This window comes from Paenibacillus sp. FSL R5-0475, assembly GCF_038004585.1.
GTDB lineage: Bacteria > Bacillota > Bacilli > Paenibacillales > Paenibacillaceae > Paenibacillus_AQ.
The window spans coordinates 4830688-4847805 of record NZ_JBBORK010000001.1; the positions used below are offsets into that span (position 1 = coordinate 4830688).

At 44.5% G+C, this 17118-nt stretch carries 13 protein-coding genes; all 13 read right to left on the reverse strand.

Going from position 1 to position 17118, the window contains the following annotated elements:
• Positions 1–25: 25 nt before the first annotated feature.
• The 13 genes from rplB to rpoB all read right to left on the reverse strand — a co-directional run bounded on the left by rplB (position 26) and on the right by rpoB (position 16832).
• A complete protein-coding gene (rplB, locus tag MKX41_RS21775) occupies positions 26–856 on the reverse strand; it encodes a 50S ribosomal protein L2 (protein WP_042192171.1) in 831 nt (276 codons plus the stop codon).
• Positions 857–883: 27 nt separating this feature from the next.
• Positions 884–1177: a 50S ribosomal protein L23 gene (gene rplW, locus MKX41_RS21780; protein ID WP_036680537.1), complete on the reverse strand. Its 294-nt coding sequence runs from the start codon at positions 1175–1177 to the stop codon at positions 884–886.
• Entirely contained in the window at positions 1177–1800 is a 624-nt protein-coding gene (rplD, locus tag MKX41_RS21785; RefSeq protein ID WP_042192174.1) for a 50S ribosomal protein L4, read from the reverse strand. Before rplD ends, rplW begins: the two co-directional genes overlap by 1 nt.
• A 25-nt stretch (positions 1801–1825) precedes the next feature.
• Positions 1826–2449: a 50S ribosomal protein L3 gene (gene rplC / locus MKX41_RS21790; protein ID WP_076286852.1), complete on the reverse strand. Its 624-nt coding sequence runs from the start codon at positions 2447–2449 to the stop codon at positions 1826–1828.
• Positions 2450–2491: 42 nt separating this feature from the next.
• Positions 2492–2800 carry a 30S ribosomal protein S10 gene (rpsJ, locus tag MKX41_RS21795; protein ID WP_017692074.1) on the reverse strand — a complete coding sequence of 103 codons (309 nt, stop codon included), beginning with the start codon at positions 2798–2800 and terminating at the stop codon, positions 2492–2494.
• A 226-nt stretch (positions 2801–3026) separates the two neighbouring features.
• Positions 3027–4376, reverse strand: coding sequence for a globin-coupled sensor protein (locus MKX41_RS21800; protein WP_340973043.1), 1350 nt, complete (start codon positions 4374–4376; stop codon positions 3027–3029).
• A 259-nt stretch (positions 4377–4635) separates the two neighbouring features.
• Positions 4636–5826, reverse strand: coding sequence for an elongation factor Tu (tuf, locus tag MKX41_RS21805; RefSeq protein ID WP_042192178.1), 1191 nt, complete (start codon positions 5824–5826; stop codon positions 4636–4638).
• A gap of 109 nt (positions 5827–5935) precedes the next feature.
• Positions 5936–8014 (reverse strand): elongation factor G, encoded by a 2079-nt coding sequence (fusA, locus tag MKX41_RS21810; protein ID WP_042192180.1) that lies wholly within the window; start codon positions 8012–8014, stop codon positions 5936–5938.
• A gap of 47 nt (positions 8015–8061) precedes the next feature.
• Positions 8062–8532, reverse strand: coding sequence for a 30S ribosomal protein S7 (gene rpsG, locus MKX41_RS21815; protein ID WP_036680520.1), 471 nt, complete (start codon positions 8530–8532; stop codon positions 8062–8064).
• Positions 8533–8576: 44 nt separating this feature from the next.
• Positions 8577–8996, reverse strand: coding sequence for a 30S ribosomal protein S12 (gene rpsL / locus MKX41_RS21820; RefSeq protein ID WP_036680518.1), 420 nt, complete (start codon positions 8994–8996; stop codon positions 8577–8579).
• Between the two features lie 133 nt (positions 8997–9129).
• Positions 9130–9381 (reverse strand): ribosomal L7Ae/L30e/S12e/Gadd45 family protein, encoded by a 252-nt coding sequence (locus tag MKX41_RS21825; RefSeq protein WP_042131229.1) that lies wholly within the window; start codon positions 9379–9381, stop codon positions 9130–9132.
• 179 nt (positions 9382–9560) lie between these two features.
• A complete protein-coding gene (rpoC, locus tag MKX41_RS21830; RefSeq protein WP_042192182.1) occupies positions 9561–13172 on the reverse strand; it encodes a DNA-directed RNA polymerase subunit beta' in 3612 nt (1203 codons plus the stop codon).
• 114 nt (positions 13173–13286) lie between these two features.
• Positions 13287–16832 (reverse strand): DNA-directed RNA polymerase subunit beta, encoded by a 3546-nt coding sequence (gene rpoB, locus MKX41_RS21835; protein WP_042131231.1) that lies wholly within the window; start codon positions 16830–16832, stop codon positions 13287–13289.
• Positions 16833–17118: the final 286 nt, after the last annotated feature.

Here is a 17118-nt window from a genome sequence, read left to right on the forward strand (position 1 = left end):
GCTTTATTAACTTGCCAGAAGCGTCTTATTTTGTGCGGCGGCGAACGATATATTTATCAGATGCCTTGTTTTTCTTACGCGTTTTGTAACCAAGGGTTGGTTTACCCCATGGAGACATAGGCGATTTACGTCCGATTGGAGCGCGGCCTTCACCACCACCGTGTGGGTGATCGTTCGGGTTCATTACTACACCGCGTACTTCAGGGCGACGGCCCAGCCAGCGACTACGTCCAGCTTTACCGATTTTGATCAATTCATGATCTTCGTTACCTACGGAACCGATAGTTGCACGGCATACGCTAAGGATCTTACGAACCTCACCGGATGACAAACGAACGGAACAGTACTTTTCTTCTTTACCAAGCAATTGAGCTTCTGTACCAGCAGCACGAACCAATTGTCCGCCTTTACCTGGTTTCAACTCAATGTTGTGGATAACTGTACCCACTGGGATGTTCTCCAGTGCAAGACTGTTACCAATTTTGATGTCGGCTGTTGGGCCGGACTCTACTTTATCTCCAACTTTTAGGCCTTTAGGAGCGATGATATAACGTTTCTCTCCATCAGCATAGTGGATCAAAGCAATATTAGATGTACGGTTCGGGTCATACTCGATTGTAGCAACGCTACCTGGTATGCCGTCTTTAGTCCGTTTGAAGTCGATAATACGGTATTTACGTTTGTGTCCGCCGCCATGGTGACGAACCGTAATTTTACCTTGGTTGTTGCGTCCCGCATGTTTGAACAGCGGAGAAAGCAACGATTTCTCTGGCTGGTTTGTTGTGATTTCTTCAAACGTAGACACAGACATATGACGTCTTGCCGGAGAGGTCGGTTTGTACTTTTTGATTGGCACTATAGTTTCCTCCTTACTTTAAGAGTATTATTCTACCGCTTCAAAAAATTCAAGCGGTTTGCTGTCCGGGCTAAGCTTAACGATGGCTTTTTTCCACTCTGGAGTGTAACCAGAATATTTACCATAACGTTTCAGTTTGCCAGGCACGCGCATTGTGTTCACATTAGTTACTTTTACTTTGAAAATAGCCTCGACAGCTTTTTTGATTTCGGTTTTGTTAGCACGGATATCCACTTCAAAAGCGTATTTCATTTCGCTCATGTAGTCGGAAGTACGTTCCGTAATCACCGGACGTTTGATAATATCACGAGGATCTTTCATTACGCGAACACCTCCTCTACCTTCAGAACTGCTTCTTTAGTGATGATCAGTTTGTCGTACGTCAGTACGTCAAGAACATTAATGCCGTCAGCCGCTACGAATTTCACCCCAGGGATGTTACGAGCGGAAAGTGCTACGTTATCATCATAGCTAGTAGCTACGATCAAAGCTTTGCGTTCCACTTTCAGGTTGTTCAAGATTGCTGCGAATTCTTTCGTCTTCGGAGCATTCATTGTCAAGCTATCCAATACGATAATGTCATTCTCGAGTACTTTCGAGGACAAAGCGGATTTGATCGCCAAACGACGAACCTTCTTAGGCAATTTCCAGGAATAGCTACGTGGTGTTGGTCCGAAGACAACGCCGCCGCCTTTCCATTGTGGAGAACGAATGGATCCTTGACGAGCGCGACCTGTACCTTTTTGTTTCCAAGGCTTACGTCCACCGCCACGAACTTCAGAACGTCCTTTTACTTTGTGTGTACCACGACGAAGGGAAGCTCTTTGCATAAGCGCAGCTTCGTGTAGAACGTGCTCATTCGGTTCAATACCGAATACTGTATCGCTCAGTTCTACTTCACCAACTTCGTTGCCACTAATATTAAAAAGTGTTACTTTTGGCATTTCATGTTCCTCCTTTCTTAGGTAATTATTTCTTAACGGTTTGTTTAACTTTCACGAAGCTGTTTTTAGGACCTGGGATAGCGCCTTTAACCAGCAACACGTTACGTTCAACGTCAACCTTGATGATTTCAAGCTTTTGAACCGTGATAGTCGTGTGACCCATATGTCCTGGGAGGCGTTTGCCCTTCGGAACACGGTTAGCTTGGATAGAACCCATGGAACCCGGTCTTCTGTGGTAACGCGATCCGTGTGCCATTGGTCCGCGGCTTTGTCCCCAACGTTTGATATTACCTTGGAAACCTTTACCTTTAGATGTGCCAGTTACGTCAACAAATTCGCCCTCAGCAAAAATATCAGCCTTCAGTTCTTGTCCAACCTCGAGAGACCCGAGGTCAACACCGCGAATTTCACGAACGTAGCGCTTAGGTGTTGCATTTGCCTTTTTGGCGTGACCTTGTTCAGGCTTATTGGAGCGACTTTCTTTTTTATCAGAAAAGCCCAATTGCACTGCTTCATATCCGTCGATATTCAGGTCTTTCTTTTGCAGTACTACACAAGGGCCTGCTTCGATAACAGTAACAGGAATTACGTTACCTTCTGGAGTAAACACTTGAGTCATACCGAGTTTTTTTCCTAAGATACCTTTCAATGTTGACACCTCTTTTCTTTTCCTAAGTTGCTAAAAATAGAATTACAATTTGATTTCGATATCTACACCGGACGGTAGATCCAAGCGCATCAAGGCATCCACAGTTTGTGGTGTTGGGTTCACAATATCGATCAAACGTTTGTGAGTCCGTTGTTCAAACTGTTCACGGGAATCCTTGTACTTGTGTACCGCACGGAGAATAGTAATGATTTGCTTCTCAGTTGGCAACGGAATCGGTCCAGATACACCAGCACCCGAACGTTTTGCAGTTTCAACGATTTTCTCTGCGGATTGATCAAGAATTCTGTGGTCGTATGCTTTCAAGCGAATACGAATTTTTTGCTTTGCCATTTTAGTCCCTCCTTCTATCGCCCAATTTATTATCGGACATACTCCGTGAAAATTTTCTGACGTCGACCTCATGGCAAAGGGGCCGGGTGTGTCAGTAACCTCTCACATCATCGCAACGTCTCAGAACAACATTTATTATTATATATAATAGGCAGCAGTATTGCAAGCTAAAATAACAAAACAACGCATATTTTTTTCATGCGTTGCTTTATTACTATTATATAGGTTAAAGATTCGCAGTGGCAGACTTAAAAATCTCAGCTGACTCCGCAGTCTGTGCTGTTGCTGACCCAATTCCCTCTATTGTCTGAATCAATGTTTTTATTTCTTCTTCTACTATAACAATCTCTTGTGTGCTACTCCTCATCGCCTCTACAATTTCGGAAAACAAAAGACTAGTCTCAACGGATTGATATCTCCCACTTTTGGTTAGCTCTTGTACCTTACGTATCTCCTCAACGACCTGTTGTGTGAGACTTCCCGATTTATAAGTCAGCTCTACGATCTGAATTACAGTATTCTTCGTATCCTCTGCCAACCGACTAACTTCTTGAGCAACTACACTAAACCCTCTACCATGCACTCCGGCTCTAGCGGCTTCTATCGTTGCATTAAGTGAAAGAATTTTAGTTTGATCTGCAATATCTTTAACTGAGTTTACGATTTTTTGAATTTGTTTAGAGGAATTGCTTAATTCGTAGACTGAATGTTCCATTTCACTAGTACTTTGATAAATAAGATTAATCTGTCCTGTTAAGCTATCCAAATGCTCATGTCCATCTGTAGCCAACCCCTGCGACTCTACAGCGGATGTAGCTGTACGTTGGAATGTTCTACTCACTTCATTGCTACTGGCTACTAGCTGCTTCACAGCGGCATTTGTATCGATACTAAAATCTATTAATTCGCTGCTGAATTCAGCAATTTTCTGCTTTAATTCATTTTTAACCAAAAGGTATTGCTGTTCCTTCTCTTTGACGTTCTCCTTCTCGTATTCCTCTAGGACAAGTTGTTGTTCAAGGTTAAGCAGCTTAGTTACGGTCTTAACTACATGTAGACGCGTATTGTCATCATGTGTCTCATTATAGATAACTTGTATAAAAACGTTCTGAAGATTTTGAAAAGCAGATAAGTACCATTTAGGCTCAAGTCCTACTCTTTTATGAATATTAGCAATCTTCATTCGCTTTGCTATGTATTCTTCATCAACTTTGCCATCAAAAATTTCAATGATATGCTCGCGGAGTGTTGTTTTCAACCTCTCGATACTACTATGCTCCAATATAATGGCTTCGAGTTTATCCACACCTAATACCGAATTATAAAATTGATCAATGATATAGTCTATATTTTTTTCAACGCTAGGCTTCACCCTACGTAATAAGTTCAAATCTGATTCAGATAGATCAATCATTCTCATTTGCTCATTGAGTTCGTCATAACCCTCAAGAGTATGAAAAAAATCTTCAGTACGCTTAGTCTGGTGTTTATGTTCTATCAAATTAGGGGTGTGAGAATCCTCGTTATTATTACGTGATGTTATAGCATGCATGAATGAAAAAGGACATTTTCCCATGTTATCACTCTCCCCTCAATTACTATTTTTTTACAATATTACCTTCCTTTCATTTTACTCTATGATTATTAAAATTGTAAACAATTTATCGTTGAATTTTGTTGAATTTTGTAGAATTATTCGAAATTTCATACTTATTTTATCGTATATTGTCGAATTTAGAATGGTTTATCCTATAAAATAACAAAAAGCCCCGGATTCTCCGCAAGAAGAATCCGGGGCACTATGATTCAGAGTCTACCCGCAGATAGAAACGAATTTATTTTTGGATGGAAGCTACGCTACCTGCTCCAACTGTACGTCCACCTTCGCGAATGGAGAATTTAGTACCTTCTTCAATAGCGATAGGGGAGATCAAAGCAACAGTTACAGTGATGTTGTCACCAGGCATAACCATTTCAGTACCTTCTGGCAAGTTGATAATGCCAGTTACGTCAGTTGTACGGAAGTAGAACTGTGGACGGTAACCAGTGAAGAATGGTTTGTGACGTCCGCCTTCTTCTTTAGTCAAAACGTAGATTTGAGCAGTGAACTCAGTGTGTGGTTTAACAGAGTTCGGTTTAGCCAATACTTGGCCACGCTCGATCATAGTACGGTCTACACCACGAAGCAAAGCTCCGATGTTGTCGCCCGCTTGAGCGGAATCCAGCAATTTACGGAACATTTCTACGCCCGTAACTACGGATTTCTTAGTTTCTTCGTGAATACCAACGATTTCGATTTCTTCTCCGACTTTAACTGTTCCGCGTTCTACGCGACCAGTTGCCACAGTACCGCGGCCAGTGATGGAGAATACATCTTCGACAGGCATCAAGAATGGTTTGTCAGTTTGACGCTCTGGAAGTGGAATGTACTCGTCGATTGTTTCGAACATTTCAACAATCTTCTTAGCATATTCGCCTTCTGGGTTTTGAAGAGCTTCACGAGCAGAACCACGAATGATTGGAGTGTCGTCGCCTGGGAAGTCATACTCGCTCAGCAAGTCACGAACTTCCATTTCAACCAATTCCAACAACTCTTCGTCTTCAACCATGTCGCATTTGTTCAAGAAAACAACGATGTATGGAACACCTACTTGACGGGACAACAGGATGTGCTCGCGAGTTTGTGGCATAGGACCATCAGCTGCGGATACAACCAGGATAGCTCCGTCCATTTGCGCTGCGCCAGTGATCATGTTTTTAACATAGTCGGCGTGACCAGGGCAGTCTACGTGAGCGTAGTGACGGTTAGGAGTTTCATATTCAACGTGGGAAGTGGAGATTGTGATACCACGTTCGCGCTCTTCAGGAGCTTTGTCGATTTGATCGAATGCGATAGCTGCGCCACCGTAAGTTTTGGACAATACAGTAGTGATTGCAGCAGTCAGAGTCGTTTTACCATGGTCGACGTGACCAATAGTACCGATGTTAACGTGCGGTTTGTTACGTTCAAACTTTGCCTTTGCCATTTGAACAGTTCCTCCTTAATGTGGGGTTCCTTATATTTGAGCCGCCCGCATATATGTTTATCTTAGATGACTGAGTAATTATACTCGGACGGCAAGTTAAAACTAGTAATTATTCTCCGCCTTTGTTCTTAGCAGCGATCTCTTCCGCAATGGATTTAGGAACTTCTTCATAGTGAGAAAGCTCCATTGAGAATACGCCACGTCCTTGAGTACCAGAACGAAGAGTTGTAGAGTATCCGAACATTTCGGAAAGAGGCACCTTAGCACGGATAATTTGCGCTCCACCACGGGAATCCATACCTTCGATACGGCCACGGCGGGAGTTCAGCATACCCATAACATCACCCATATATTCCTCAGGAACAGTTACTTCTACTTTCATGATTGGCTCAAGCAGGACAGGTTTACACTTGTCTTTAGCTGCTTTAAGCGCCATCGAGCCGGCAATTTTAAATGCCATTTCGTTGGAATCGACATCATGGTAAGAACCATCAACGATGGTAGCTTTAACGTCTACAAGCGGGAAGCCTGCAAGTACGCCGTTTTTCATTTGTTCTTCGATACCCGCAAGTGCAGGAGCGATGTACTCTCTAGGAACCGAGCCACCGACAACTTTACTTTCGAATTTGCTACCAGTACCTGGCTCGAGGGGTTCAAATTCAACCCACACGTGACCGTATTGACCACGACCACCAGATTGGCGTACAAATTTACCTTCGACGCGAGCAGGTGCCTTGAACGTTTCGCGGTAAGCAACCTGTGGTTTACCCACATTGGTTTCTACTTTGAACTCACGACGCATACGGTCGATGATGATGTCCAAGTGAAGTTCACCCATACCAGCCAGGATAGTTTGGCCTGTTTCTTCATCAGTATGAGCACGAAGAGTTGGATCCTCTTCAGTCAACTTACCGAGAGCAACGCCCAATTTATCTTGGTCAGCTTTTGTTTTTGGTTCAACAGCGATTTCGATAACTGGATCAGGGAAGTTCATTGATTCCAGAATTACTGGATGCTTCTCATCACACAGTGTATCACCTGTACTGGTGTCTTTCAAACCAACTGCTGCAGCGATGTCGCCAGAATACACGATGGAAATCTCTTGACGGCTGTTAGCATGCATTTGAAGGATACGACCAATACGTTCACGCTTGTTCTTAGTAGCATTAACTACGTAAGATCCGGACTCTAGAATACCAGAGTATACACGGAAGAACGTAAGTTTACCTACATAAGGGTCAGTCATGATTTTAAATGCCAAAGCTGCAAACGGTTCTTCATCCGAAGAATGACGAACTGCTTCAGTTCCATCATCAAGATGTCCAGTGATAGCTGGAACGTCAAGAGGAGATGGCAAGTAATCAACAACAGCATCCAGCATAAGCTGAATCCCTTTGTTACGGTAGGAGGATCCAACAATTACAGGGAACAATTTAACTTCAACTACGCCTTTGCGCAGTGCAGCTTTAATTTCCGGAACTGTAATTTCTTCGCCTTCCAGGTACTTCATAGTCAGATCTTCATCAAGTTCAGCAACTTTCTCGATCAACTCGAGACGCAGCTCCTCAACTTTGGCCAAATATTCTTCCGGAATATCCGTTACTTCGATGTTTTGGCCTAGATCATCTCTGAACATGTGTGCTTTTTGCTCAACAAGGTCGATAATACCAGTGAAATCACTTTCTGCACCAATTGGCAATTGAATAGCAACTGCATTGGCTTGAAGGCGATCACGCATAGTTTCGATTACGTTAAGGAAATCCGCACCGATAATGTCCATTTTGTTCACATATGCAATACGTGGAACGTTATAACGGTCAGCCTGTCTCCATACGGTTTCAGACTGAGGCTCAACGCCCTCTTTTGCACTAAATACACCTACTGCCCCATCCAATACACGCAGGGAACGTTCAACTTCAACAGTGAAGTCAACGTGTCCTGGGGTATCAATGATATTGATGCGGTGACCTTTCCACGCAGCAGTCGTAGCAGCGGACGTAATCGTGATTCCGCGCTCTTGTTCTTGCTCCATCCAGTCCATTGTAGCAGCACCCTCGTGAACTTCACCGATTTTGTGCGTACGGCCTGTATAGAAAAGAATCCGCTCTGTGGTAGTTGTTTTACCAGCATCAATATGCGCCATGATCCCGATATTACGTGTATTTTTTAAGGAGAACTCTCTAGCCATGAAATGGATCTCCCTTCAAAATATAAGTTATTTGAATGACCTTAATCCTACCAACGGTAGTGAGCGAACGCTTTGTTTGCTTCAGCCATTTTGTGTGTATCTTCGCGTTTCTTAACAGAAGCGCCTGTGTTGTTGGAAGCGTCGATGATCTCAGCCGCCAAACGCTCTTCCATCGTCTTCTCACCGCGGTTGCGAGAGTAGTTTACGAGCCAACGTAATCCCAGAGCAGTACGTCTCTCTGGTTTAACCTCGATAGGTACTTGATAGTTAGCACCACCGACACGACGAGCTTTGACTTCCAAAACCGGCATGATATTCTTGATGGCAGCTTCGAAAACTTCCATCGGATCTTTACCCGTACGTTCTTCAATCAATTTGAATGAATTGTACAGAATGCTTTGAGCGACACCTCTTTTACCACCCAGCATAATGCGGTTAATCAAACGAGTAACCAACTTGCTATTATACAACGGATCTGGCAATACGTCTCTCTTAGTAACTGGACCTTTGCGTGGCATGGATATCCCCCTTTCTTAAATGTTTATTATTCTAGAATTTTTTCTTATTTCTTAGCTTTAGGACGTTTAGCACCGTATTTAGAACGAGCTTGCATCCGGTTAGCTACACCTGCTGTATCCAATGCACCACGAACGATATGGTAACGAACCCCTGCAAGGTCCTTTACTTTACCTCCGCGAAGTAATACAACACTGTGCTCTTGTAAGTTATGTCCGATACCCGGGATATAAGCTGTTACCTCGAGACGGTTCGTCAAACGAACACGGGCATATTTACGAAGCGCTGAGTTTGGTTTACGTGGAGTCATAGTACCAACACGAGTGCACACACCGCGTTTTTGCGGAGCGCTCAAATTTGTAGCCTCACGCTTGAGGGCGTTATACCCTTTTTGAAGAGCGGGAGATTTAGATTTTTCGATTTTGGCTTGACGGCCTTTACGAACCAATTGGTTAATTGTTGGCATGTTGTTGCCACCCCCTTCCTGAAATGATAGCCGATTTAAGAACTCTAAGCCCACAGACCCAGGCGGTTCATAAAAAGACAAATGAAAAGTTCTTGCCGCTGGAGTTCACCCCAGTACAAAAACATTTCCGTAGCTATTGTTTTAAGACGGCTGCCATCGCAGCGCCAACTTCTATTCCGCAGGCCTTGCCCAAATTCAGCATCGTATCCACGTATGTGATCTTAACACCTTGTTTGTTACAAAGCATAACTATCCTGGAAGTAAGCCTTTGATCTCCGTCCTCTGCCACATAGACTTCTGCAGCTTGGCCCAACTCTACCGCCTTGACGGTTTGTTTGGTACCGATCTTGACCTGAGCATCCTGTAGTCCTCTATCATCAGTCACAATCATTACCTCCAATGAACAAGGATAACATGGCTACTCACGCACCTTAGACATTTTAGCATTATCAATAGATGGTGTCAAGAAATTCAGCAATAATTTTTATGAATATTATACACAGCAGATATTCGTGTCACACCTATGATTAGGTATGACACGAGTTCACTACCATGTTTGCTAATTTATTCAGCAGGAACCGGCTCTAAAGATTCAAGCGCGCTTTCTGCATTTGGATCACTTAGCTTAACATTACGGTAACGATTCATACCAGTACCTGCAGGAATCAACTTACCGATAATAACATTTTCTTTGAGTCCAAGCAACTTATCTACTTTGCCTTTGATAGCAGCGTCTGTTAAGACACGAGTAGTTTCTTGGAAAGATGCAGCGGATAAGAAGGAATCTGTCTCAAGAGATGCCTTGGTAATACCGAGTAAGACCGGTTTAGCAACTGCAGGCTCTTTACCTGACAAGATGGCTTCCTTATTAGCAGCTTCATATTCATGAATATCCGCAAACGCGCCTGGTAACAGACTTGTGTCACCTGCATCAATGATACGGATCTTCCGAAGCATTTGTTTGATCATAACTTCAATGTGCTTATCATTGATCTCAACGCCCTGGTTACGATATACACGCTGAACTTCTTGCAGAATGTAGTTTTGTACCCCACGGATCCCTTTGATTCGCAGCATTTCTTTAGGGTCAATCGAACCGTCTGTCAACTCATCGCCGGCTTCAATTTCTTGGCCTTCGCTGACACGTAGACGTGATCCATAAGTAATGGAATAAGTCTTGGATTCTGCTTCACCTTGAACCTCGATTTCACGACGATCCTTAGTTTCACGGATTTCCTTGATTACACCATCGATCTCACTGATTGTAGCCTGACCTTTAGGGTTACGGGCTTCAAACAACTCTTGAATACGCGGCAAACCTTGCGTGATGTCATCACCGGCAACACCGCCGGTATGGAACGTACGCATTGTAAGCTGGGTTCCTGGTTCACCGATAGATTGTGCAGCGATAATACCAACCGCTTCACCGATCTCAACGTGTTTACCAGTTGCCAAGTTACGACCGTAACATTTCTTACAAACACCATGACGAGCACGGCAGCTTAGTACAGAGCGGATTTGTAGCTTAGTTACACCAGCGTCTACGATTGCTTCCGCTTTATCGGAGTCAATCAAATCGTTGCGGTGAACAATGATTTCGCCTGTTTCCGGATGACGAACAGTCTCGAAGCAGTAACGACCTTCAATACGGTCATACAGATCCTCAATAACCTCTTTACCATCCTGAATACGACTAACTGTAAATCCTTTATCCGTTCCACAATCTTCCTCACGGACGATAACGTCCTGAGCTACGTCAACGAGACGACGAGTCAAGTAACCGGAGTCAGCAGTACGAAGTGCGGTATCGGCAAGACCTTTACGCGCTCCGTGAGTGGAGATAAAGTACTCCAAGACCGTAAGACCTTCACGGAAGTTCGCTTTAATTGGCAATTCGAAAATCCGACCCGAAGGTGTTGCCATCAGACCACGCATACCACCCAGCTGAGTGATCTGCGATTTGTTACCCCGCGCTTTGGAGTCAACCATGAGCATGATTGAGTTGAAACGGTCCATCGATTTAAGCAGGATGTTCGTAAGATCATCCTTCGTCTTCGACCAGATCTCAATAACGCGGTCGTACCGTTCGTCATTAGTGATCAGACCACGGCGATATTGGTTAGCAACCACATCTACCTTAGCTTCGGACTCTTTCAGGATCGTAACTTTCTCCTCAGGCACGATAACATCCGACACAGCAACGGTAACACCGGAACGTGTGGAGTAAGTAAAGCCGAGTTGTTTAATTTTATCCAAAATCATAGAGGTTTTGGTTGTATGATAAGTTTCAAAACAACGTGCGATAATCAGACCCAGGTATTCTTTACCTACAGCGCTGGCTTCAGGAGCGGATTCAATCAGCTCGCGAATATCTGCGCCCTTTTCATAGATAAAGTATTTCTCTGGCGTGCCATGCAGCAAGTTAGTCTTAGTCGCTTCATTGATATAAGGGAAACTACTTGGGTAAATTTCATTAAAGATAATCTTACCGATCGTAGTAATCAACATTGCGCCTTGTTGTTTTTCCGTAAAGCAAGTCTTACCCAGTGCTTTAACTGGAATAGCTACACGAGCATGAAGACCTGCAGTTCCGCGCTGGTAAGCTGATACAGCTTCATTTACGGTACGCAGAATCATACCTGATCCTTTTTCTTCCTTATTGTCCATGGTCAGGTAGAAAGTACCAAGGACCATATCCTGGGAAGGTGTTACAACCGGTTTTCCGTCTTTAGGGTTCAAGATATTACCGGATGCAAGCATGAGAATACGTGCTTCCGCTTGAGCTTCTGCTGACAGAGGAACGTGCACCGCCATTTGGTCACCGTCAAAGTCGGCGTTATAAGCCGTACATACGAGTGGGTGAAGACGAATAGCATGACCTTCCACCAAAATCGGTTCAAAAGCTTGGATACCGAGACGGTGAAGTGTTGGTGCGCGGTTTAGAAGTACTGGGTGCTCTCTGATTACTTCTTCAAGTACATCCCATACTTCAGGACTTACACGCTCAACTTTACGTTTTGCGCTCTTTATGTTGTGGGCTAGGCCCTTATTAACCAATTCCTTCATGACAAAAGGCTTGAACAATTCTAGCGCCATTTTCTTAGGAAGTCCGCACTGATACATCTTGAGGTACGGTCCTACAACGATAACGGAACGACCAGAGTAGTCAACCCGTTTACCGAGCAAGTTCTGACGGAAACGTCCTTGTTTACCTTTCAGCATGTGGCTGAGAGATTTCAATGGACGGTTACCAGGACCCGTTACCGGACGTCCTCTACGGCCGTTATCGATGAGAGCATCGACAGCTTCCTGTAGCATCCGTTTCTCGTTCTGCACGATAATGTCAGGCGCACCAAGATCCAACAGTCTTTTCAGACGGTTGTTCCGGTTAATAACACGACGATAAAGATCGTTCAAATCAGACGTAGCAAAACGGCCACCATCCAATTGAACCATCGGACGAAGCTCCGGAGGAATAACCGGAAGAACATCCATGATCATCCAATCAGGTTTGTTGCCTGAGTTACGGAATGCTTCAATGACTTCCAGACGTTTAATCGCCCGGTTACGACGTTGGCCTTGGGCCGTACGCAGTTCTTCTTTGAGGAATTCCAGCTCTTTTTCGATGTCGATGTCTTGAAGAAGCTTCTTAACAGCTTCAGCACCCATGCCCGCTTGGAATCCGTAACCGTATTTTTCACGGTAGCTACGATATTCTTTCTCGGATAGAAGTTGTTTCTTTTCCAGCGGTGTTTCACCTGGATCAGTTACAACATACGAAGCGAAGTAGATAATCTCTTCAAGTGATCTTGGAGACATATCTAGTGCCAAACCCATACGGCTTGGGATACCTTTGAAGTACCAGATATGAGATACCGGAGCAGCCAATTCAATGTGACCCATACGTTCACGACGAACTTTAGCACGAGTAACTTCAACGCCACAACGGTCGCAGACTACGCCCTTATAACGGACACGTTTGTATTTACCGCAATGACATTCCCAGTCTTTTTGAGGTCCAAAGATACGCTCACAGAAAAGACCCTCTTTTTCCGGTTTCAATGTTCGATAGTTAATGGTTTCCGGTTTCTTAACTTCTCCGCGGGACCATGAACGAATCTTCTCCGGAGAAGCGAGTCCGATTTTCATAAATTCAAAATTGTTAACGTCCAACAAGGAGCAACCCTCCTTAACCTAATCCTGATTTAGTACCGCTTTGCCCTCCTCTGACTGTTACATCAAAAGAGGGCGCGGTCCTTTATAAAATGGAACTCAAAAGCTCCAACGTGATTATTCTACTCCGACTTCTGCGCCTTCTAAATTGAGGCTCAGCTTGTCGCCTGACGTCTCGTCCTCATCGTCCAATTCTCTCATTTCAATTTCCTGCTCGTCACCACTAAGAATCTTAACATCCATACCCAGGGACTGCAGTTCTTTGATCAATACCTTGAACGACTCAGGAACACCTGGTTCCGGTACATTTTCACCTTTGACAATGGATTCGTACGTCTTCACGCGACCAACCACGTCATCGGATTTTACAGTCAAAATTTCTTGCAATGTATATGCAGCACCGTAAGCTTCAAGCGCCCACACTTCCATCTCCCCGAAACGCTGTCCACCAAACTGAGCTTTACCACCCAGTGGCTGTTGCGTAACTAGTGAGTAAGGTCCTGTTGAACGGGCGTGAATCTTATCATCAACCATGTGCGCCAGTTTGATCATATGCATGACGCCGACAGTAACTTCACGTTCGAAGCGTTCACCTGTACGACCATCGTACAATACAGTCTTACCATTACGCTGCATGCCAGCTTCTTCCATCGTATCAAATACGTCGTACTCACGTGCTCCGTCGAATACCGGCGTTGCAATGTGAATTCCCAGACGCAATGCGGCCATACCAATATGGACCTCAAGCACCTGTCCGATGTTCATACGAGAAGGAACGCCTAGAGGGTTAAGAACAACCTGTACCGGCGTACCGTCCGGAAGAAACGGCATATCTTCTTCTGGCAGGATACGAGCAACGACACCCTTGTTACCGTGACGTCCGGCCATTTTGTCACCTTCAGAAATCTTACGTTTCTGAGCGATGTACACACGAACCAATTGATTTACGCCAGGAGGCAGCTCATCGCCGTTCTCACGTGTAAATACTTTAACGTCAACGATAATACCATCACTACCGTGAGGAACACGTAAAGAGGTATCCCGTACTTCACGAGCCTTCTCACCAAAGATAGCGTGTAGGAGACGCTCTTCTGCAGTCAATTCAGTTACACCCTTAGGAGTAACCTTACCAACTAGAATGTCACCAGCACTGATTTCCGCACCGATGCGGATAATTCCACGCTCATCAAGATTGCGCAGAGCTTCTTCGCCCACGTTTGGAATATCACGTGTGATTTCTTCAGGTCCCAGTTTAGTGTCACGAGCTTCGGATTCGTATTCCTCGATATGAATCGAAGTGTATACATCTTCCTTAACTAGCTTTTCACTTAACAGGATCGCATCCTCGTAGTTGTAACCTTCCCAAGTCATGAACGCAACGACTACGTTACGACCAAGAGCAAGTTCGCCCATTTCTGTAGAAGGACCGTCCGCCAGGATGTCACCCTTCTTAACAATATCCCCTCTTTTAGCTAGAGGACGTTGGTTAATACAGGTACCTTGGTTAGAACGCATAAATTTGTGTAATTTATATTTAACGATATCGCCTTTAACTTCTTTGCCTTCGACAGTTTCAACCCGGCGCAGCCAAATTTCATTAGCTGAAGAGCGTTCGATAATACCGTCATATTTAGAAACAACACATACGCCAGAATCCTTAGCGGATTTATGTTCCATCCCTGTTCCGACGAGCGGAGCTTTAGGAATTAGAAGTGGAACGGCTTGACGCTGCATGTTAGATCCCATCAGAGCGCGGTTGGAGTCATCGTTCTCAAGGAACGGAATGAGCGCCGTAGCGACGGATACGACCTGTTTAGGCGAAACGTCCATGTAATCTACACGATTACTTGGCATTGTTGTAATGTTGTCAGAGTCTTTATTGTAACGAACGATTACCATGTCTTCCTTAAAGGAGCCATCTTCATCGATCAATACGTTAGCCTGAGCAACTACATAATTATCTTCCTCATCAGCAGTCAGATAATCGATTTGTTCAGTTACCTTACCTGTCTTTGGATCTACCCAACGATACGGAGCTTCGATAAAGCCGTATTCGTTGATACGAGCAAAGGTGGACAAGGAGTTGATCAATCCAATGTTCGGACCTTCCGGTGTTTCAATTGGACACATCCGGCCGTAGTGACTGTGATGGACGTCACGAACTTCAAAGCCCGCGCGTTCACGTGTCAAACCACCAGGTCCGAGTGCAGACAGACGACGTTTATGCGTAAGTTCCGCAAGTGGGTTCGTCTGGTCCATAAACTGAGACAGCTGGGAGCTACCGAAGAACTCTTTAATGGACGCGATAACCGGACGAATATTGATCAGAGCTTGAGGCGTAATTGCATTAGCATCCTGAATCGACATTCTTTCACGCACAACGCGCTCCATACGGGACAAACCGATACGGAACTGATTCTGCAGAAGTTCACCCACAGAACGCAGACGACGGTTACCCAGATGGTCGATATCATCGGTATTACCAATTCCGTGAAGCAAATTAATAAAGTAGCTGATCGAGGATATAATATCAGCTTGAGTAATGTGCTTAACAGACTTGTCGATGTTGCCGTTAGCGATCAGCTTAATAACCCGACCTTCTTCAATTGGCGAGAATACGTCAATCGTTTGAAGAGGAATATCTTCGCTGTCCATAACTCCACCAGTAACACGGTAGTTCTTAAAGGCAACATTCTTTTCGAAGTAAGGAATCAATTCATCAAGCAGTCTGCGATCGACCATTTGACCAGACTCAGCCAGGATTTCCCCTGTAGCTTCGTCAACCAAAGGCTGAGCAAGACGTTGATTGAAAAGACGGTTCTTAATGTGTAGCTTTTTATTGATTTTGTAACGGCCTACATTAGCTAGGTCGTAGCGTTTTGGATCAAAGAAACGCGCGACCAGCAAACTTTTGGCATTGTCTAGTGTCGGCGGTTCGCCCGGACGCAAACGCTCATAAATTTCAATAAGCGCCTTCTCCGTGGAGTCCGTGTTGTCTTTATCCAGCGTATTGCGAATATATTCATCATTGCCAAGCAATTCCAGAATTTCGGCATCACTACCGAAACCGAGAGCACGCAAAAGCACGGTAACAGGAATTTTACGAGTCCGATCGATACGAACATACATAATATCCTTAGCGTCGGTCTCAAGTTCCAACCAGGCTCCGCGGTTCGGGATTACTGTGGCGGTGTAGGTTTTTTTGCCGTTCTTATCCACTTTTGTGCTGAAATAGACGCTTGGAGAGCGAACCAACTGGCTGACAATAACCCGTTCCGCACCGTTAATAATAAAAGTGCCGGTCTCCGTCATCAGCGGGAAATCTCCCATGAACACTTCCTGCTCTTTGACCTCACCGGTCTCCTTATTAATGAGCCGCACCTTTACACGCAGAGGAGCCGCATACGTCACGTCCCGCTCTTTAGCGTCGTCAACCGTATATTTTGGTTCACCCAGGCTGTAATCAATGAACTCTAGTACCAAATTACCTGTGAAATCCTGGATCGGCGAGATGTCCTGAAACATTTCCCGCAATCCTTCCTCCAAAAACCAATCATAAGATTTTTGTTGGATCTCGATCAGGTTCGGGACCTCGAGTACCTCGTTAATTCTCGCATAGCTCCGCCGAGTGCGTCGACCATACTGAACAAGATGTCCTGCCAACTTTACTCACCCCTCATGTCTACTCACTTAAAAATTGATTGCGAACCCTTGTTTGGAACCGTATAATGGAACCATACTACAAGGATTCAGTCATAAATAAAAGAAAAGCCCTTATCGAAATCTTCGAAAAAAGAGCGCACTTATCCATGACCAAAATACTCCTTATCCAGTAGATTTGCCCAAAACGTACATATTATACGTCACCAAGCAACAGTTTATGCGCTATTATCTATTACCGCGTAACACTCGCTACGCCAGAGCATAGAGAACCAATTCGCAAAAAACT

Excerpts from the sequence above, each read along its gene's own strand:
- MKX41_RS21800 (WP_340973043.1), bottom strand. The coding sequence starts at position 4,376 with ATGGGAAAATGTCCTTTTTCATTCATGCATGCTATAACATCACGTAAT.
- tuf (WP_042192178.1), bottom strand. The coding sequence starts at position 5,826 with ATGGCAAAGGCAAAGTTTGAACGTAACAAACCGCACGTTAACATCGGT.
- fusA (WP_042192180.1), bottom strand. The coding sequence starts at position 8,014 with ATGGCTAGAGAGTTCTCCTTAAAAAATACACGTAATATCGGGATCATG.
- rpsJ (WP_017692074.1), bottom strand. The coding sequence starts at position 2,800 with ATGGCAAAGCAAAAAATTCGTATTCGCTTGAAAGCATACGACCACAGA.
- rpsG (WP_036680520.1), bottom strand. The coding sequence starts at position 8,532 with ATGCCACGCAAAGGTCCAGTTACTAAGAGAGACGTATTGCCAGATCCG.
- rpsL (WP_036680518.1), bottom strand. The coding sequence starts at position 8,996 with ATGCCAACAATTAACCAATTGGTTCGTAAAGGCCGTCAAGCCAAAATC.
- rplW (WP_036680537.1), bottom strand. The coding sequence starts at position 1,177 with ATGAAAGATCCTCGTGATATTATCAAACGTCCGGTGATTACGGAACGT.
- rplD (WP_042192174.1), bottom strand. The coding sequence starts at position 1,800 with ATGCCAAAAGTAACACTTTTTAATATTAGTGGCAACGAAGTTGGTGAA.